This is a genomic window from Qipengyuania sp. L-5Y (assembly GCF_056859455.1).
The window spans coordinates 61,753-80,354 of record NZ_JBSXOM010000029.1 but is presented as its reverse complement, the minus strand read 5'-3'; the positions used below and the strand labels follow the sequence as shown (position 1 = coordinate 80,354).

Annotated in this window: 14 protein-coding genes; 3 read left to right on the top strand and 11 right to left on the bottom strand. The window is 63.4% G+C overall.

Features of this window, described 5'->3' with window-relative positions; genetic code table 11:
• Positions 1 to 7: 7 nt before the first annotated feature.
• Complete coding sequence (locus AC13F2_RS09305; protein WP_482964296.1) at positions 8 to 2,062, top strand: S9 family peptidase; 2,055 nt, start codon at positions 8 to 10, stop codon at positions 2,060 to 2,062.
• A gap of 75 nt (positions 2,063 to 2,137) precedes the next feature.
• Here AC13F2_RS09305 and AC13F2_RS09300 read toward each other — a convergent pair whose 3' ends face one another.
• The 6 genes from AC13F2_RS09300 to hutI all read right to left on the bottom strand — a co-directional run bounded on the left by AC13F2_RS09300 (position 2,138) and on the right by hutI (position 11,030).
• On the bottom strand, positions 2,138 to 3,916 hold the full coding sequence (locus AC13F2_RS09300; RefSeq protein WP_482964297.1) for a DUF885 domain-containing protein: 1,779 nt from the start codon (positions 3,914 to 3,916) through the stop codon (positions 2,138 to 2,140).
• A 26-nt stretch (positions 3,917 to 3,942) separates the two neighbouring features.
• Positions 3,943 to 5,730, bottom strand: coding sequence for a DUF885 domain-containing protein (locus AC13F2_RS09295; protein ID WP_482964298.1), 1,788 nt, complete (start codon positions 5,728 to 5,730; stop codon positions 3,943 to 3,945).
• Between the two features lie 102 nt (positions 5,731 to 5,832).
• Complete coding sequence (hutU, locus tag AC13F2_RS09290) at positions 5,833 to 7,506, bottom strand: urocanate hydratase (protein WP_482964299.1); 1,674 nt, start codon at positions 7,504 to 7,506, stop codon at positions 5,833 to 5,835.
• Complete coding sequence (gene hutG, locus AC13F2_RS09285) at positions 7,503 to 8,291, bottom strand: N-formylglutamate deformylase (protein ID WP_482964300.1); 789 nt, start codon at positions 8,289 to 8,291, stop codon at positions 7,503 to 7,505. Before hutG ends, hutU begins: the two co-directional genes overlap by 4 nt.
• Positions 8,288 to 9,820 carry a histidine ammonia-lyase gene (gene hutH / locus AC13F2_RS09280; RefSeq protein WP_482964301.1) on the bottom strand — a complete coding sequence of 511 codons (1,533 nt, stop codon included), beginning with the start codon at positions 9,818 to 9,820 and terminating at the stop codon, positions 8,288 to 8,290. The genes hutG and hutH overlap by 4 nt, the downstream gene beginning before the upstream one ends.
• Entirely contained in the window at positions 9,813 to 11,030 is a 1,218-nt protein-coding gene (gene hutI / locus AC13F2_RS09275; RefSeq protein ID WP_482964302.1) for an imidazolonepropionase, read from the bottom strand. Before hutI ends, hutH begins: the two co-directional genes overlap by 8 nt.
• A gap of 65 nt (positions 11,031 to 11,095) precedes the next feature.
• Between hutI and AC13F2_RS09270 the strand changes: the two genes are divergently transcribed.
• Both AC13F2_RS09270 and AC13F2_RS09265 read left to right on the top strand, forming a co-directional pair.
• Complete coding sequence (locus AC13F2_RS09270; RefSeq protein WP_482964303.1) at positions 11,096 to 12,466, top strand: formimidoylglutamate deiminase; 1,371 nt, start codon at positions 11,096 to 11,098, stop codon at positions 12,464 to 12,466.
• A complete protein-coding gene (locus AC13F2_RS09265) occupies positions 12,463 to 13,155 on the top strand; it encodes a GntR family transcriptional regulator (RefSeq protein ID WP_482964304.1) in 693 nt (230 codons plus the stop codon). The genes AC13F2_RS09270 and AC13F2_RS09265 overlap by 4 nt, the downstream gene beginning before the upstream one ends.
• Positions 13,156 to 13,170: 15 nt before the next feature.
• On the opposite strand, the gene AC13F2_RS09260 is transcribed toward AC13F2_RS09265, so the two are convergent.
• The 5 genes from AC13F2_RS09260 to paoA are packed head-to-tail and all read right to left on the bottom strand — an operon-like array spanning position 13,171 to position 18,564.
• Complete coding sequence (locus tag AC13F2_RS09260; RefSeq protein ID WP_482964305.1) at positions 13,171 to 13,773, bottom strand: nucleotidyltransferase family protein; 603 nt, start codon at positions 13,771 to 13,773, stop codon at positions 13,171 to 13,173.
• On the bottom strand, positions 13,760 to 14,743 hold the full coding sequence (locus AC13F2_RS09255) for an XdhC family protein (RefSeq protein WP_482964306.1): 984 nt from the start codon (positions 14,741 to 14,743) through the stop codon (positions 13,760 to 13,762). Before AC13F2_RS09255 ends, AC13F2_RS09260 begins: the two co-directional genes overlap by 14 nt.
• A 29-nt stretch (positions 14,744 to 14,772) precedes the next feature.
• The gene (paoC, locus tag AC13F2_RS09250; protein WP_482964307.1) at positions 14,773 to 16,974 is read right to left on the bottom strand and encodes an aldehyde oxidoreductase molybdenum-binding subunit PaoC; all 2,202 of its coding nucleotides are present in this window, start codon (positions 16,972 to 16,974) and stop codon (positions 14,773 to 14,775) included.
• 4 nt (positions 16,975 to 16,978) lie between these two features.
• The gene (locus tag AC13F2_RS09245; protein ID WP_397489178.1) at positions 16,979 to 17,929 is read right to left on the bottom strand and encodes an FAD binding domain-containing protein; all 951 of its coding nucleotides are present in this window, start codon (positions 17,927 to 17,929) and stop codon (positions 16,979 to 16,981) included.
• Positions 17,930 to 17,931: 2 nt separating this feature from the next.
• Positions 17,932 to 18,564: an aldehyde dehydrogenase iron-sulfur subunit PaoA gene (gene paoA, locus AC13F2_RS09240; RefSeq protein WP_272019815.1), complete on the bottom strand. Its 633-nt coding sequence runs from the start codon at positions 18,562 to 18,564 to the stop codon at positions 17,932 to 17,934.
• Between the last annotated feature and the right edge of the window lie 38 nt (positions 18,565 to 18,602).

Genomic DNA, 18,602 nt, shown 5'->3' with positions numbered 1-18,602 from the left:
CACACACATGACTTTTCGCGCGCCGTTAACTGCGGGCATTCTGCTCGCCACCGCCTCGCTCGCCGCGCAGGCACAGGCCCGGCCGATGACGCCGGAAGATGTCGCCCGGTTGGAAAGCGTGGGCACGATTGCCGTGTCGTCCGATGGCAGCCGCATCGCCTATACCACCGCGAGCCTGCCCGATGTGACCGACGGTGAAGAGAACGGTTCCACCGAAGAGCGCCTCAATCTCGCTTATGGCCCCAACAATGCGCGCGCATTCCTGCCCGATGACATCGACGTGTCGGGCATTTCCTTCTCGCCCGATGGCCGGATGATCAGCTTCGTCTGGGCGGACGAGGACGAAAAGTCTGCCGTATGGGGCATCCCGGTCGACGGCGGCGGGCAGCGTAAACTTGCTGCGGTGGACGGCGCCGGCGTGCGTTCCTATGCCTGGTCACCCGATGGCACGACAATCTGGATGCTCGCCGCAGCAGAGGAAGACAAGGCGCGCGACAAGCAGTCCAAGGCCGGCTTCAATGCAATCGTCTATGAAGAGGAAGCGAAGCTGACGCGCCTGTTCTCGGCCCGCGTGGGCGAAACGCTCGATACCGATCCGAAGGCGGTGACGATCCCCGGCTATGTCAGCGCCTTCCGCGTTGCGCCCGATGGCCGCCATGCCGTGGTCGACAGCGCGCCTACTCCGCAGATCGACGATGCCTATACTTCGAAGCGCGCGCATATCCTCGACCTGACAAGCGGCAAGGTGCTGCGCGTGGTCGAAACGCCCGGCAAGCTGGGCGATATCGAGATTTCGCCGGACGGGACGCAGCTTTCGATGATTGCCGGGGTCGACATAAACGATCCTGCTGAGACGACACTGCACCTGGTCGACATGGCGACCGGGCAGTATCGCGCGCTCAACGCCGGTGCGCCCGAAGCCGCGGTCGACGCCGAATGGCTGGCCGACGGACGGCTGGCGGCAGTGATCCACAAGGGCGCACAGAGCGCTCTGCGGATCTATAATGCCGACGGTTCCGTCGCTGCGGAACACGATGGGGGCGAGCTTATCCTGTCGAGCATTCAGGCTGGCGGAAACACCATCGCTGTGGAAGCGAGCAGCCCGAAGCATCCGACCGAGCTCTTCGTCTGGAAGGACGACGGCTTCCAGCGCTGGACCACCCATAACGATTGGCTGAAGGACATCGACTTCGGCAAGCAGCGCGCCTTCACCTATACTGCGCGCGACGGGCAGGAAGTCGAAGGCGTTCTGATCGAACCCGTCGGCGGGGCCAAGCGTGGTGGGGCGCCCCTGATCCTTAACGTCCATGGCGGCCCGGAAGCACATGACAGCAATGGCTGGCAGACCGCCTATTCGAAGCCGGGACAGGTTGCCGCTGGACAGGGTTATGCCGTGTTCCTCCCCAATTATCGCGGCTCCACCGGCTACGGCACGGCTTTTTCCAAGCAGCACACCGGCAATTACACCGATCCGGAATTCACCGATCTGGTCGATGCCAAGCGTGCCCTCGTCGACGCGGGAATAGCCGATCCGGACCGTACCGGCATCACCGGCGGATCCTATGGCGGCTACGCCACCGGCTGGGCCGCAACTGCACTGAGCGACGAGTTCGCCGCCGGCGTCATGTTCGTGGGTATTTCCAACCAGGTCAGCAAGTTTGGAACGACCGACATCCCATACGAGATGTACAATGTGCATTCGGGCAAATGGCCGTGGGACGACTGGCAGGCCATGCTGGAGGTTTCGCCGATCTACCATGTCGACAAGGCGAACACGCCGCTGCTGATCATGCACGGCGCCGAAGATACCCGCGTTGCCCCCAGCCAGAGCTACGAGCTTTATCGCAGCATGAAGGTGCGCAAGCCCGACGTGCCAGTGCGGCTCGTCCTGTTTCCGGGCGAAGGTCACGGCAATAGCAGGGCCGCCGCCCGGTACGATTATAACCTGCGTATGATGCGCTGGTTCGACACCTATCTGAAGACGGGCGACCGCAAGGCGAAACTACCCGCCACCCGTCCCGATCTGCCTGCAGGCACGACCGGCACCGCCAGCGCGGACTGACGCCTGAGAGACCAAGAAGGGGGCCGCGCGACACTGGATCGCGCGGCCCCCCTTTTTTACCACTGCACGATCAGGCTATTGGCCGCCGGCTGCGATCCATGCATCAATCTTGGCTTCCAGTACCGCGAGCGGGACGTTGCCGCTGTTGAGCACCTGATCGTGGAACCGGCGAATGTCGAAACCATCGCCTAGCGCCGCTTCGGCGCGAGCACGCAGTTCCTTGATTTTCAATTCGCCGATCTTGTAGCCAAGCGCCTGCCCCGGCATGGCGATGTAGCGAGCGACCTCGTTTTCCGCGTAATCGCGCGCACTGCCGTTCTCGACCATGTAATCAGCCGCCTGCTGGCGGGTCCATCCGAGGGCATGAATCCCGGTATCGACAACCAGCCGGACGGCGCGTTTCAACTCGCCATCCTCCAAAGCCTGCAGCCGCTCCACCGGATCATCGTAGAGACCCAGTTCATACCCGAGGCTTTCGGCGTAAAGTGCCCATCCTTCGCCGAACGCGGTGTACCAGCCGTGCTTTAGCGTATCAGGCAGGTTCTCGTCTTCGATGGCGAACATGATCTGGTAGTGATGGCCGGGGTTGCCTTCGTGCATGTAGAGCCGGACCGAGGGGCTCAGTTCGCGTTCGGCAGCGTTCCAGCCGCTGAAGTAGAAGGTGCCCGGCCGATCGCGCTCGGGGTCGCCAGCCTGATAGGACGCCGCGAGGAAGAACTGTTCGCGATAGGGTTCGTACGGCTCGATCCGCAGCGGTGTTTCGGGTCCGCTGAGGAACATCGGTCCGATCTTGCTGTCGACTTCCTTGGCGGTTTCGTACCAGGCTGCCTGCAGGGTATCCTTCGTTTTGTAGATTTGCGGGCGACGTTCACCTCGCTCCGCAATCGTCTGCTCGCGAGCTTTGCTGATCCGCGCGACTTCAGACAGGCCGAGATCGTGAACCTCTTGCGCGGTAAGCGGCAGAGTGGTCATTTCGGCGATGCGATAATCATAAAAGGCGTCGCCGCCCGGCATGGCAGAAAGACCAACCGTATCGCGTGCCTTGGGAAGATAGGTATCTGCCAGATAAGCCCGCAGCCGACGGATTGCCGGATAGAGCGTTTGATCGATCGACGCTGTCAAATCTGCACGAGCCTGCTCTTTCTGACCATCGGTGAAACTGTCAGGCAGTGCCCGCAGCGGCGCATAATAGGCATTCTCTTCGGCGGGCGTCGAAAGCTGTGTGTCGAGCTGTTCGATCATCATCTCGACCGTCAGTCGCGGCAGGGTGATGCCCTGTTCCAGCCCGTTATCGAACCGCGCGATGACGTCTTCCACCATTTGCCCGTAAGCCTCGTGGCGAGCGATATTGGCGGCGTAATCGCCCGGCGTCTTGAACGGCATCACACCATCGGGGGCGGAAAACCCCGGATAATCGCCCTGAATGCCGGTGAAGTGATCCAGCGGCAGCGCCAAGCGGATTTTCAGGATTTCCGGCTGCAACCCGGCGAGCGTACGCTCACCGGCATAACGGAACGTGTCGTAGGCGATCTGGTCCTGTGCGCCCAGCGCGGATCGATCAATCGTTGCCAGTTCGGCCAACTCTGCTTCGGTTGCTACGCGGTCAGCCGCAAAGCTTGCCGGAGAAAAATCGCCGAGTTTGTCGGCATCCGAAAAATCGCCCCTGTAAAATGCGGATATGGGCGAGCGGTCGAGTGCAGCAGCTTCGCTTCGGGCGAGAAGATCGCGCAGCTTCTGCCCTTCGCCGTGCTGAGCAGTTGGAGCCGTGCCAGGCTGGGCAAGCGCAGCCGGAGCCGCCACCGCAGTAACAGCGATGGCTAAGGCGGAAGCGGCTGTCAGAGCGATGCGGTTCATGGCCGTTCGGGTCCCGTTCGCTGCGCTCACTGCCCACCCCCGGCAATCCACGCGTCTATTTTGGCTTCCAGCACCGGCAGCGGCATGTCGCCTGTATTGAGCACCTGCTCATGGAACCTGCGCACGTCGAAATTTTGGCCCAATGCGGCCTGCGCCTTGGCGCGCAGTTCCTTGATCTTCAGTTCACCCGTTTTGTAGGCGAGTGCTTGCGCGGGCATCACGATGTAGCGCGCGGTTTCGCTCTCGGCGAAATCACGGGGTTGCCCGTTGGCAACCATATATTCGATCGCCTGATCGCGGCTCCAGCCAAGGGAGTGCATACCAGTATCGACAACCAGCCGGACGGCGCGCAGCAATTCACCGCCCTGAAGTGCTGCAAGACGATCGACCGGGTCGTCATACAGGCCAAGTTCGTAACCCAGGCTTTCGGCATACAGGCCCCAGCCTTCGCTGAAAGCGGTGAACCCGCCATAGCGCATGAATTCGGGCAATTCCTCATTCTCGATAGCGAACATAGACTGGAAGTGATGGCCGGGATTGCCCTCGTGCATGTACAGCGCGATCGACGTGCCCAGCTTGCGCTCTGCAACATTGTAGCCGCTGAAATAGAAGGTGCCTGGCCGCGATCCGTCGGCTTTGCCAGCCATATAGCTGGCGGCAAGGTTGAACTTTTCACGGTAGGGTTCGTAAGGTTCGATACGCAGTTCGGTCTTTGGAATGCGCAGGAACAGTTGATCCATCAGCGGATCGAGCCGTTCGGCGACGTCATACCACGCAGCCTGCAAGTCCGCCTTGCTGGTATAGGTTTCACCCGTCCGCCCTGCGGCCTCCGCTTTCGCTTCCTCGATCGCAGTGTTGATGCGCGCGACTTCGGCGAGACCGGTGTCGTGGACCTGCTGCGCGGTCAGCGGGAGGGTCGTGTTATCCTCGATGCGATAGGCATAGTAAGCTTCGCCGCCGGGGTTGTCGGTTGCAGCAATGCTTGTGCGCGCTTGCGGCAGATATTCGTTGGCCAGATAATCCCGCAGCTTCTTGAACGCAGGCATCAACGTGCCGGTAAGTACCTCGCGATGCTCCTTCGTCAGCCGTTCCTGTTCGGCCTGCGAAATGCTGTCGGGGAAATTTGCAACCGGAGACCAGTAGGGACTTTCTTCGATCGGCGCATCGAGCTGAAGATCGAGTTGTTCGATCATCAATTCTACCGACATGCGCGGCAAAGTGATGCCCGATGCGGCGCCAGTCTTGAAGCGCGCGATCGCCTGATCGACGATCTTCGCCATTTCACGGTGACGGCTGAAATTGTTTTCGTAGTCCTCGACCGTGTCGTACGGCATCAGCGCGCCGGGCGCGGAAAAACGCGGGTAGAACACATGCATCCCGCGGAAATGATCGATCGGCAGCGCAAGCACGGTGGGCAGTATCTCGGGCGAGGTCATCGCCAGCGTCCGCTGTTGGGTGTATTCGAAGACATCATAGGCGATGCGATCGGTTTCGCTCAGTGCATCGCGGTCCACGGTCGCCAGTTCGGCCAGATTCGCCTCCGCAGCGGCGCGCTCTTCGGCGTAGCTGGCGGGAGAGAAATCTCCCAGCTTGTCCGCATCGGAAAAGTCCCCGCGAAAGAAGGCGGTAATGGGATTGCGATCGAGCGCTTCGGCTTCGCTGCGCTCGAAAAGTGCATGCAGTTTGGCAGCATCGTGTTCGCTGGCAGACATGCCGGCATGGTGCCCCGAATGATCCTGTGCGAAGGCAGGCACGGACACGGTGGCGCAAGCGATGGCGATCGCCGATGCGAGGCGGCTGAAATTACGGCTCATTGATGTAGCTCCCCAGATATGCGCCGGGAGGCTAGCTGCACTCGCTCCGGTAGCAAAGCCCTCTTGACCAACGGTCGGCAAGGGTCCGCGAAATACGTGGACCTATGCGCCCAGAATGCCGGGAAGCTGCAGGCCCTTTTCCCGCGCGCAATCGAGCGCATCCTCGTAGCCCGCATCGGCGTGGCGCATCACGCCGCTGGCCGGGTCGTTCCACAGCACGCGTTCGAGCCGGCGCGCGGCGTCTTCGGTCCCGTCGGCCACGATGACCATGCCCGAATGCTGCGAAAAGCCCATGCCGACCCCGCCCCCGTGATGCAGGCTGACCCAGGTCGCCCCGCTCGCCGTGTTGAGCAGCGCGTTGAGCAGCGGCCAGTCGCTGACTGCATCCGAGCCGTCCTTCATCGCTTCGGTTTCGCGGTTGGGGCTGGCGACGGATCCGCTGTCGAGATGGTCGCGACCGATCACCACCGGTGCTTTCAGCTCGCCGCTGGCGACCATCTCGTTGAACGCCATGCCCAGGCGGTGGCGGTCGCCCAGCCCGACCCAGCAGATCCGTGCCGGCAGGCCCTGGAAGGCGATCCGTTCGCGCGCCATGTCGAGCCAGTTGTGCAAGGCATGGTTGTCGGGCAGCAGTTCCTTCACCTTGGCGTCGGTCTTGTAGATGTCTTCCGGATCGCCCGACAGCGCGGCCCAGCGGAACGGGCCGATCCCGCGGCAGAACAGCGGGCGGATATAGGCAGGCACGAAACCGGGGAAGGCAAAGGCATTTTCCAGCCCTTCCTCCAGCGCGACCTGACGGATGTTGTTGCCGTAATCGAGCGTCGGCACGCCCGCCTCCCAGAAGGCGATCATGGCTTCGACCTGCCTGCGCATGGATGCGCGCGCGGCCTTCTCCACCGCCTTGGGATCGCTTTCGCGTTTGGCGCGCCATTCGCCCATGGTCCAGCCTTCGGGCAGGTAGCCGTTAACCGGATCGTGCGCGCTGGTCTGGTCGGTTACGATGTCGGGCCGCACGCCGCGCTTCACCAGTTCGGGGAAGATTTCGGCGGCGTTGCCCAGCAGGCCGACCGACTTCGCCTCGCCCGCGGCGGTCCAGCGCTCGATCAGGGCGAGCGCTTCGTCCAGGTTTTCGGCCTTCTCGTCGAGATAGCGCGTGCGCAGGCGGAAATCGATGCTCTCGGGATTGCATTCGACCGCCAGGCAGCAGGCCCCGGCCATCGCCGCGGCGAGCGGCTGCGCCCCGCCCATGCCGCCAAGCCCGCCGGTCAGGATCCACTTGCCCGTCAGATCGCCGCCATAATGCTGGCGGCCCGCCTCGACGAAGGTCTCGTAGGTGCCCTGAACGATACCCTGCGTGCCGATGTAGATCCACGAACCGGCCGTCATCTGGCCGTACATCATCAGGCCCTTCCTATCGAGCTCGCTGAAATGGTCCCAGTTCGCCCAGTGCGGCACGATGTTCGAATTCGCGATCAGCACGCGCGGGGCATCGGCGTGCGTGCGGAACACGCCCACGGGCTTGCCCGACTGCACCAGCAGCGTCTCGTCGTCCGCCAGGGTCCTGAGGCTCGAAAGGATCGCTTCGAAATCGCTCCAGCTGCGCGCCGCGCGGCCGATGCCGCCATAGACCACCAGCTCGTCAGGGTTCTCCGCCACCTCGCGGTCGAGATTGTTCTGGATCATGCGGAACGGCGCCTCGGTCTGCCAGCTGCCGCAGGTGAGTTCGGGGCCGGTCGGCGCCTTGATGTCGCGGGCGTTGCGGCGGTCGATACTCATGCAAGGTCTCCGAAAGTGCTCTGGATGCCGCCGAACACAGCGGCGAGCGTATCGCGCAGGCTGGCGGCCTTGTCGGGGGAATAGGCGAAGGGCGGTTCCTCCGCTTCGAGATAGGTCGATTGCGCGATCTCCATCTGGATCGCGTGAACCTTGCGGTCGGGCCGGCCGTAATGCCGCGTGGTCCAGCCGCCGCGGAACCGCCCGTTGACGACATGGCTATAGGGTCCGGCGGCGCAGGCGTTCGCGACCGCTGCCTCAATTGCGGGATGGCAGGTCGCGCCATTGTCGGTGCCGATGTTGAGATCGGGCAGCCGGCCTTCGAACAGAAACGGCAGGCATGACTGGATAGAATGGCAATCGTAGAGCACGGCGAAACCGTGGAGGCCGCGCACCCGGTCCAGTTCGGACTGCAGGGCCGCGTGATAGGGGTGGTGGAACGCCTCACGACGGCGCGCGATTTCGGCGTCGCCCGGTTCTTCGAGCCACAGGGGGTGGTTTTCGAAATCGACCATCGGGACCAGCCCGGTGGTGTTCTGCCCGGGATACAGCGTGGCGCCATCGGGCGGGCGGTTGGCATCGATCACATAACGATTGAATTCGGCCCGCACGATCGTGGCATCGGGCAACAGGCCGTCGTAGAGCTGCGGAATGTGCCAGTCCGTATCGGCGAGCTTGCGGCCCCGCGCGGTCAGGTTCGCCGCGATATCCTGCGGCGCGAAAGTGCCCGAATGCGGCTGGGCCAGCACGATCGGGCCGTCGCCCGGGATGACCCTGACCGGGCTCACCCGGCGAAATCCGCGATCGAGGAACAGGCAACGCCTTCACTCAGGAGCTTGGAGCCCAGCAATTGCGCCATGGCGGCGATATCGGGTTCCATCAGCCGGTCTTCGGTAAGCGTGGGCGAGGCGTCGCGGATACGCGCGATGACCGCGCCCAGCGTGTCGCTGGTGGCGAGAGGCGCGCGAAACTCGACCCCCTGTGCCGCCGTCATCGCCTCGATCCCGACGATAGCGGCCAGATTGCCGTTCATCTCGATCAGACGGCGCGCGCCGTGGCAGGCCATGGACACATGGTCTTCCTGATTGGCGGACGTGGGGGTGGAATCGACCACGCGCGGATTGGCCAGCGCCTTGTTCTCGCTCATCAGGGCGGCGCTGGTGACCTCGGCGATCATCAGCCCCGATTGCAGGCCCGGCGACGGCGCCAGGAAGGCGGGCAGCCCGAAGCTCAAGGCCGGATCGACCAGCAGCGCGATGCGCCGCTGGGCAATGGCACCGATTTCGGACACGGCGATGGCGATACCGTCTGCCGCCATGCCGACGGGTTCCGCGTGGAAATTGCCGCCCGACACGATGGTGCCGTCGCTCAGCACCAGCGGGTTGTCGGTCGCGGCATTGGCCTCGATCCGCAGGACTTCGCCGGCATGCGCCAGCTGGTCGAGACAGGCGCCGATCACCTGCGGTGCGCAGCGCAGGCAATAGGGGTCCTGCACGCGCAGATCGTCTTCGCGGTGACTTTCGCGGATCTGCGATCCGTCGAGCAGGTCGCGAATGATCTGCGCCGCCACGATCTGGCCGCGATGGCCGCGCAGCCGGTGAATCTCGTCATGAAACGGCGCGGTCGAACCCATCGCCGCATCGAGCGACAGCGCCGTGGTGACGAGCGAATTGATCGCCAGCCGCCAGCTGTCGAACAGCGCGGCAAAGGCCAGAGCGGTGGACACCTGCGTGCCATTGAGCAGCGCGAGCCCTTCCTTGGCTTCGAGCTCGACCGGTTCGAGACCGGCGCGTTGCAGCGCCGCGCCCGCCGCCATGCGTTCGCCCTTGTAGAAGGCGTCGCCCTCCCCGATCAGGGTGGCGGCGACATGGGCCAGCGGCGCCAGATCGCCCGATGCGCCGACCGATCCCTTTTCCGGGACCACGGGGGTCACGCCAGCCTCGACCAGCTGCTGCAACCGTTCGACGACCACGGGCCGGACCCCGGATGCCCCGCGCCCCAGCGAAAGGCACTTGAGCGCGATGATGAAGCGCACGATCTGCGGATCGAGCGGCGGGCCGAAGCCCGCGCTGTGCGAAAGCACCAGATTGCGCTGGAGCGTGCCGAGATCGGTTTCGCCGATGCGCACGCTGGCGAGTTTGCCGAAGCCGGTGTTGACGCCGTAGATCGCCTCGCCCGAGCCGAGCGCCGCGCCGAGGCGGTCGGCCGACTGGGCTACGGCATCCATCGCCGGCTGGTCGATCCGGAAGGAGCCGGCCGAACGGTACAGTTCCTCGATCTGCGCCAACCCCAGCGAACCGGGCGACAATTCAAGCATCGTGATATGATCCTGCAGTGATCCGGCCGCGCAGCAAGTGCCCGCCGATCCAGTAGCTGAGATAATCGGGGTGGGAGACATCCCATACCGCGAGGTCGGCGCGCTTGCCCGCCTCGATCGTGCCGTGGTCCTCCTCCAGCGCCAGCGCCTTCGCGGCATGGCGGGTCGCCCCGGCGAGCGCTTCTTCGGGAGTCATGTGAAAGAGGGTGCACCCCATGTTCATGGCGAGGCGCAGCGAGGACATGGGTGAGCTGCCCGGATTGCAATCGGTGGCGAGCGCCATCGCCACACCGTTTGCGCGTAGCGCGTCCAGCGGCGGCAGGCGCGTTTCGCGCAGGGCATAGAATGCCCCCGGCAGGAGGACCGCGACCACGCCCTTCTCCGCCAAGATGGCAGCGTCCTTGGGCGCGAGCCATTCGAGATGATCGGCGGACAAGGCGCCATATTCGGCGGCCATTACCGAGCCTTTGAGGTCGCTCAGCTGTTCGGCATGCAGCTTGACCCGCACGCCCAGTTCGCGTGCCTTGTCGAACACCTTGCGGATCTGCGCGGGCGAAAAGCCGATGCTTTCGCAAAACCCGTCGACCGCATCGACCAGACCTTCGGCGACGGCGGCCTCGAGGCCCGGGATCACGATTTCGTCGATGTAGCGGTCGGTCTCGCCCTCGAATTCGGGGGGCAGCGCGTGGGCCGCGAGCCAGCTGGTGCGGATGCGGACGGGGCGGTGCCCCTCGATCGCGCGCGCCACGCGCAGCATGCGCATTTCCTGTTCGATGGTCAGCCCATAGCCCGATTTCACTTCGATCACCGCGACACCGTCTGCGAGCAAATCGTCGACGCGGCGCAAGGCGCTGGCAAGCAGGTCCTCATCCGTTGCTTCCCGCGTCGCAGAAACAGTCGAACGGATGCCGCCACCGGCCTTCGCGATCTCTTCATAGCTCGCGCCTTGGAGACGAAGTGCAAATTCGCGGCTGCGATCGCCGCCAAAAACGAGATGCGTGTGGCAATCGACCAGCGCGGGCGTGACGAGTGCCCCCTCCAGCTCGACCTTCTCCCACTCGGCGTAATCCTGCGGCAGATCGGTTGCATCCCCGACCCAGGAAACCCGCCCCCCTTGCACTGCAATCGCAGCGTCTTCGACCAGACCATAGCCCGTCGCCCCTGCGACCAGCGTCGCGGCTTTGCAATGGGTGAAGACTCGGCCTGCCATACTCTTGCGCATCTCCTTACCGTGTGATTATGTATGCACATAATACCAGAAAGGCGCAACGGTAAATGGCTGGCATCATCTCCGCACGGCAGGTTCTAACGCCCTCTGGATGGCTTGCCGACCATGCCATTCATGTCGACGAGCTTGGCACTATCAAGGAGATATCCCCGCGCGGTTTCGATCCCGCCACTGCGGTTGGAACTGCCCTGCCCGGCCTCGCCAATGTCCACACGCACAGCTTTCAGCGCGCCATGGCGGGGCTAGCCGAAGCGCGTGGCCCGCAGGGGGCGGACGATTTCTGGACCTGGCGGAAAGTGATGTACCGGTTTCTGGATATACTGACGCCGGACCACATCGAATCCATCGCCGCACTGGTGCAGATGGAAATGGCACAGGCGGGCTATTCCGCATCGGCCGAATTCCATTACGTACACCACCAGGTCGGCGGCGAGAAGTTCGACGACATCGCCGAATTGTCCAACGCCATCTTTGCGGCGAGCCAGACCAGTGGCATGGGGCTCACCCACCTGCCGGTGCTCTATACTTATGGCGGGCTGGACAGGCGTTCGCTGAATGGTGGCCAGTTGCGGTTCGGCAATAGCGTCGATCAGTTCGAGGCGCTGTATGCGCGGATTGCTGACAACAGCCGCAGTCTTCCGGAAGACTTCCGCCTTGGCGTTGCGCCGCATTCGCTCCGGGCGGTCGATCGGGACGGGATCGAGGCATGCCTGGCGCTCTGCCCTGAAGGGCCCATCCATATCCATGCCGCTGAGCAAATCAGGGAAGTTGAAGAGGTAGAGGGCCATCTGGGCGCGCGTCCTGTTCGCTGGCTGATCGACAATATGCCGGTGGACGAGCGCTGGTGCCTGATCCATGCAACTCATCTCGATGCAAACGAGGTTAAGGCCCTTGCCGCTTCGGGCGCGGTGGCGGGCCTTTGCCCGACCACCGAGGCGAACCTTGGCGACGGGATTTTCGCGGCCCGTGACTATTTCGCGGCTGGCGGGCGCTACGGCATCGGTTCGGATTCCAACATTCGCCTGTCGGTTGCGGAAGAACTGCGCATGCTCGAAGTTTCGCAGCGACTGAAGCACCGCCAGCGCGCGGTGCTGACCGATGACGCGACCCGGTCCAACGGGCGCTATCTTTACGAGCGGGCGGCTCGCGGCGGTGCGCAGGCAATCGGACGGAAAGCAGGCATTATCGAAATCGGGATGCGGGCCGATATCGTCGGCCTGCGCGATGATCTGCCCTTCCTCGACTGGCCACAACCGGACCAGCGGCTCGATGCGTGGATTTTCGGCGTGGAAGCACCCGCCGTTAGCGATCTGTGGTCGGCGGGCCGCCACATCGTGCAAGGCGGTGAGCATATTCGCGCTGCCGACATCCGTGCGCGCTTCGCCCGCACTATCCGGGAACTGGGCGCCGCCCTGTGAATGCACAAACGCACCGCGGCATTCGCGAAGCAATTCGCGCCCGCATCGTGGCGGGCGAATGGAAACTGGGTGAACTGATCCCGGGCGAGGTCGATTTCGCCGAGCAGTATGGCTGTTCGCGGACCACGGTGAATCGCGCTCTTCAGGCCTTGGCCGAAGAAGGCATCGTGGAACGCAAGCGCAAGGGCGGCACCCGCGTACGCCCACTGCCCCTGCCCCAGGCGCAGCTCCGCATTCCGCTGGTGCGCGAACAGGTTGAAGACATGGGACGAGCCTACAGTTGCGAGATCGTAAAGCGCCGGACGACGCGGCCACCCGTCCCAACTTCGCTTGGCCTTCAGATCCCGGAAGACGAAGAGGCAGCCTATCTGGAGACCCTGCATCTTGCGGATGGGCAGCCTTTCGCTTTCGAAATGCGCTGGGTAAACCTTGCTACCGTACCCGATTTCGAAACCGCCGACTTCGGCACGCTGAGCGCAAACGAATGGTTGGTTCGCAAAGTCCCCTTCACGCGCGGCGAGGTAGAACTGTCGGCGATATCGGCTGAAGCGAGAACAGCGCAAATACTGAGTATCGGGCGCGGAGAGGCGCTTTTCACCATGCGCCGAACGACGTGGCTCGGCGAACGCTCTGTCACGACCATGGCGTTGCACTATGCTCCCGGATATCGGCTGGATTTCACGATCTAGGTCGAAACGAACGGGCTAAGGTCCCAGCCGCTTCAGATCGTGCCTTGTGTCGATATCGGCAATGGAGCCGGGATCGTCGGTTGGAACACGGATAACACCGCTTTGGCCGGCAAATACGGCGCGAGCGCCCTGATCGCCCTTGAGACTTTCGATCAGAGGAAATAGCTCGTTGGACAAAGCCACCGGATGCCCCGGGAGACCTTTACACTCGGGATACGCTGCCGGGGCGCCGCCAACTACCTCTGTCAGCACACGATCGGCCAGTCCGGGATCGAGATCGGGCATGTCGCCCAGGAAGATCGCTACCGCGCGCGTGTCCTGTGGCAGCGTTCGCAGCCCGTATGTCAGCGACGCCGACAACCCTTCTTCCCAATGCCTGCAGCGAACCAGAGAAAGACGGCGACCGGCGAACGGTGCCAAGGCTGCCGCGACGTCGTCGGCCCGCGCTCCAAGAACAGCCGTTACACTGGTTACGCATGATGAAAGGGCTGCTGCGACGGACCAGTGGATGAGCGGGCGTCCGCGAAAAGGGGCAAGCAGCTTCCCGCCTCCGAACCGACTACCCGCCCCCGCGGCGAGGACGATGGCATGGCACCCGGTCGCTTCAGGCCGCGACATGCGGTTTGCGCGAGGGAGCAACGACGCGGCGTGTGTCGCCGCGGGAGGCGTCAACTATTTCGGCGACGACCGACAGTGCCACCTCCCATGGAGACGACGCCCCGATGTTCAGACCAATGGGAGCCGAAAGCCGTGCGATCGCCGGTTGATCCAACCCGGCAGACCGCAGGCCGGCGAGGCGTTGGTCCAGCTTACGACGCGAGCCGAGCACTCCGACATAGCCTGCAGGCGATTGCAGGGCTGGGATCAAAGCGCTTTCATCCTGTTCGAGATCGTGAGTCGCCACGGCGACGGCCGTCCAGCGGTCGGGCGCCGGATCGTTCATGGCCTCTGCAAGGGTCCGCCGATCATAGGATACGCCAATGGGCGGATGGGCTTGCGGTCCGAATGGAGCGAGAATGGATACGTCCCAGCCGACTGTCTGGCCGAGCCCCGCAATCGCCAGTGCAAAGGGATCGGAGCCGACGACCACCAGCCTCTGACACGGAACGTAATGACGGACGATCAGGGCGGGCGCGGTGTCGTCGCCATGGCCCAGCGCAATGCATCTTCGCAGCAGTCCATCGCTGATCCAGACAGCAGGTCGTCGCGCAGAAGTGAGCGATCGCAGATCGGCAAGCGCCGCATCGGTCGGCGACACCCGTTCGATGATCACTTCGATACTGCCGCCACAGGGCAGGCGGATGTCAATCAGCGGACTTCCGGTTCCATAGACGATAGCGCGGGGTTGCCCGTCATCGATTACCTCGCGCGCATTCAGCGCCACGTCGTCTTCGATGCAGCCACCCGACAGAAAGCCCCAGCTTTCTCGCGCGGTGACGACCATCTGTGCACCAACTGGCCGCGGGCCGCCATCGGCCTTCACTATGGTGGCCAGGGCAAAGGCTTCGCCCCGATCTGCCACCTCGAACATACGCGGCCGGACATCGTCTTCGAGCCCGCTCATCAGCCAGGCAGAGTTTTCAGCCATCCTTGCGGTTTGCACCCCGTCTGATGCGATCACGCAAGCGCCGGTAACCGGTCGAGATATTTATCGACCGTAATCGGGTATTCGCGCACGCGCACGCCGGTGGCGTTGTAAACGGCATTGGCAACCGCCGCATTGGGCCCGCAAATGCCAAGTTCGCCCACACCCTTCGCCTTCATCGGGGAAACGATGGGATCCAGCGTGTCGAGGAATATGCATTCCTGATGAGGAATGTCCGCATGAACCGGCACTTCGTAACCGGCCAGATCATGATTGGCGAAAAAGCCGAACCTTTTGTCGACATGCAGGTCTTCCATCAGTGTCGCGCCCGCTGCCATGACCATTCCGCCGATCACCTGACTGCGCGCGGACAGTGGGTTCAGGATGCGCCCGGCATCGCAAACGGCCAGCATGCGCGTGATGTGCACTTCGCCGGTAAAGGCATCGACGCGCACTTCGGCGAAATGGGCGGCATAGGTGCCCACGTCGTAATCCGATTTGAAATCGCCATAGGTCATTTCGCCATCGGCACTGAGTGCCCCGGCTTCGGTGATCTGCCAGCCCTGTCCATCCAGCGTCGCGCGGCCTCCTTGGAAATCCGCCGCATCGCCATCGAAATCAAGCTTTTCGCCAATCATCCGGCGTAGGTTGACGCAGGCTGCGTACACGCCCGCCGTCGAACTTGCCGCGCCCCATTGGCCGCCGGAGCCCGACGAGACGGGGAAGTTCGAGTCACCCAGCTCAACCGTTACGCTATCGAGCGGGAGGCCCATGGTTTCGGCGGCGGTCTGCGCAATGATGGTGTAGGAGCCGGTGCCGATATCGGTCATGTCGGTTTCGACCTTGAGCGTGCCGTCCGCGGACAGGCTGACACGCGCAGCCGATTTGGCCGTCGGACCCGCACGGTATCCGGCAGCCACGCCCATGCCGGTCAGCCAGCGACCGTTGCGCGCCTGCCCTGGCTGGGCCTTGCGTTCGGACCAACCGAAGCGTTCGGCCCCTTCCTTCAGACAGCGGGCGAGATGGCGATCCGATATCTTGGTTTCGGGGTCGCCCGGAACGACACCGTGTGCATCGTTGAGGATACGCAGTTCCACAGGATCGATGCCCGCCTGTTCGGCCAGTTCGTCCATCGCGACCTCAAGCGCCATATGACCCGGCGCTTCGCCCGGGGCGCGCATGGCATTGCCTTCCGGAAGATCGATCTGCGAGACATAGGAAGCGGTCAGCCGGTTGGCGCCGGTATAGAGCTTGGGCGTTTGCAGCGTGCCATGTTCGCCATCCTCGCCGGTGATATTTGCCGACCAGCATTCATGCGCGATGGCGGTGATCCTGCCATCCGATCCCGCCCCCAGGCGCACGCGCTGGATGGTGGCCGGGCGATGGGTCGAATTGTTGAACATCAGCGGGCGCTGCATCGCGATCTTGACCGGGCGCTTTGCCGCCTTGGCCCCTAGCGCAGCCATCACCGCGTCGGCGCGGATGAACAGCTTCCCGCCGAAACCGCCGCCGACATAGGGCGAATCCACCCGCACATTGTCGGCCTCGATACCAAGGATCGATGCCAGCGCCCTTTTGCCCCAGTTGATCATCTGGTTCGACGTCCACACCGTCAGCTTGTCGCCTTCCCAGGCAGCTATGGTGGCAAACGGTTCCATCATCGCATGCGCTTCGTCAGGCGTGGTGTAAGTGGCATCGATCTTTACGGCCGCACCGCCGAAAGCCCCATCGAAATCGCCCAGGGTGTCCTTCATCGATTCGCCGCTGAAGCCGGTGCCGATTTTGGCCGCGCCTTTGACGCGGGCAAGATCGTGAACGCCATCGGCGGCATCGTATTGCGTCCGGATCAGGCTCGCTGCGGCTCTGGCCTGTTCGAACGTCTCGGCCACCACGACGGCGATCGCCTGATGGTAGTGGGCGATGTCGCGGCCGCCGAAGAGCGGCGCGTGATTGTAGGGGCTGGTCCCAACCGGCTCATGTTCGGTCGCCGCAACGATCGCGATGACCCCGGGCGCCCGGCGGGCATCGCCCAGCTCCATCGACCGGATCCGGCCCTTGGCAATCGCCGCGCCGACGATCCAGCCATAGGCCTGACCATCGACGACGTCGTGGCGCTCTGCCGCATAGGGCGCGGCGCCCGACACCTTGAGCGGCCCGTCGATACGCGGAGTGGACTTGCCGACCAGCTTGGCGCGGTCGAACAGGTTCTCAGTCGCAGGAGCGTTAAATTCCATCTGATCAGCCTCTCGCGTCTGCAAGGATGCCCGCAAGTGCCCGTTCGGCGAGCGGGATCTTGAACTTGTTCTGTTCGGTCGGACGGGCATCGGCAAAAGCCTTGGCCACCACAGCCGATGCGCCTTGCTGAAGCAGCGCGTCCGCTGCCTCCACACGCCACGGCTTGGGCGCTACACCGCCGAAAGCAACGCGTCCCGTGCCGTCAGCCTGTATGACCGCCGCCACAGACACCAGCGCAAAGGCGTATGACCGACGATCGCGGACTTTCTGGTAGAAATGCTGTCCGCCCAGCGGCTCCGGCAGAACCACGGCCGTGATGAGTTCGCCGGGCTCAAGCACCGTTTCGGTCTGAGGGGTGTCGCCCCAGAGGCGATGGAAATCGGCAATCGGTATCGCCCGCGCCGTCCCGTCTGGTTTCACGGTTTCGACCACTGCGTCGAGCACCCGTAGCGCCACGGCCATGTCTCCGGGATAAGTGGCAATGCAGGCATCAGAAATGCCGATGACACCCAACTGCCGCGAAAAACCGCCTAGCGCGGCGCAGCCATCGCCCGGCTTGCGCTTGTTGCAGGGCATGTTGGTGTCGTAGAAATATGCACAGCGGGTCCGCTGCAACAGGTTTCCGCCGGTGGTGGCCTTGTTGCGCAACTGTCCCGACGCGCCTGCCTGGATCGCCCGCGTCAGCACGGCGTAATCCCGCCGCACGACAGGATGGGCAGACAGGGCAGTATTGGAAACAAGCGCGCCGATCCGCAACCCGCCTTCCGGCGTTTCCTCGATCGCATCGAAGCCCAGGTCCTGTACATCGACGAGATGAGTGGGCGTCTCCACCTCGATCTTCATCAGATCGAGCAGATTGGTGCCGCCGGCGATGAATTTGGCACCCTGTGTTTCTGCAACCGTCTTTGCCGCGTCTGCCGCCGTTTTCGCCCGTTCGTAAGTAAAGCTGCGCATGATCAGGCTCCCGCCACTTCGGCCATCGCCTCGGCGATGTTGGAATAGGCGCCGCAGCGACAGATATTGCCGCTCATCCGTTCGCGCATCTCCACATTGCTCGGCTGCATTGCCCCATCGAGATCTTCGGTGACATGGCTCGGTATGCCTTTGCGAATCTCATCCAGCACGGCGACCGCCGAACAGATCTGCCCCGGAGTGCAATAGCCGCACTGATAGCCATCGTGCTTCACGAATGCGGCCTGCATCGGGTGGAGCTTGTCGGCAGAGCCGAGTCCTTCGATCGTCGTTACCTCGTCACCCTCATGCTGTACCGCCAGGCTGAGACACGAATTGATCCGCTCGCCATTCACCATCACCGTGCAAGCGCCGCATTGGCCATGATCGCATCCCTTCTTCGTGCCGGTTAGCTGCAAATGCTCACGCAAGGCGTCCAGAAGCGTTGTCCGCGTATCGAGGTCGAGCTGGCGATCTTCGCCGTTCACGGTAAATTTGAGGGGCACGGTAGCCTCAACGGCAGAAGCCCCGGAATTTTCCTGCGCAAATGCGATCGACGCTCGGCTGGCCGCTGCCGAAGCCACTCCCCCTGCCAGAACGCCCCTGCGAGAGACCTTGAGAAATCCGTCCTGAGCCATGGGCGCCTCCTGTTTTCCTGCCTTGCCATCACTATGGC

What these genes read in the sequence shown, in the direction of transcription:
- AC13F2_RS09255 (WP_482964306.1), bottom strand. Translation starts at nt 14,743, where the DNA reads ATGGCTGAAAACTCTGCCTGGCTGATGAGCGGGCTCGAAGACGATGTC.
- AC13F2_RS09260 (WP_482964305.1), bottom strand. Translation starts at nt 13,773, where the DNA reads ATGTCGCGGCCTGAAGCGACCGGGTGCCATGCCATCGTCCTCGCCGCG.
- AC13F2_RS09295 (WP_482964298.1), bottom strand. Translation starts at nt 5,730, where the DNA reads ATGAGCCGTAATTTCAGCCGCCTCGCATCGGCGATCGCCATCGCTTGC.
- paoA (WP_272019815.1), bottom strand. Translation starts at nt 18,564, where the DNA reads ATGGCTCAGGACGGATTTCTCAAGGTCTCTCGCAGGGGCGTTCTGGCA.
- hutH (WP_482964301.1), bottom strand. Translation starts at nt 9,820, where the DNA reads ATGCTTGAATTGTCGCCCGGTTCGCTGGGGTTGGCGCAGATCGAGGAA.
- AC13F2_RS09305 (WP_482964296.1), top strand. Translation starts at nt 8, where the DNA reads ATGACTTTTCGCGCGCCGTTAACTGCGGGCATTCTGCTCGCCACCGCC.
- paoC (WP_482964307.1), bottom strand. Translation starts at nt 16,974, where the DNA reads ATGGAATTTAACGCTCCTGCGACTGAGAACCTGTTCGACCGCGCCAAG.
- AC13F2_RS09245 (WP_397489178.1), bottom strand. Translation starts at nt 17,929, where the DNA reads ATGCGCAGCTTTACTTACGAACGGGCGAAAACGGCGGCAGACGCGGCA.
- hutI (WP_482964302.1), bottom strand. Translation starts at nt 11,030, where the DNA reads ATGGCAGGCCGAGTCTTCACCCATTGCAAAGCCGCGACGCTGGTCGCA.
- AC13F2_RS09270 (WP_482964303.1), top strand. Translation starts at nt 11,096, where the DNA reads ATGGCTGGCATCATCTCCGCACGGCAGGTTCTAACGCCCTCTGGATGG.
- AC13F2_RS09300 (WP_482964297.1), bottom strand. Translation starts at nt 3,916, where the DNA reads ATGAACCGCATCGCTCTGACAGCCGCTTCCGCCTTAGCCATCGCTGTT.
- hutU (WP_482964299.1), bottom strand. Translation starts at nt 7,506, where the DNA reads ATGAGTATCGACCGCCGCAACGCCCGCGACATCAAGGCGCCGACCGGC.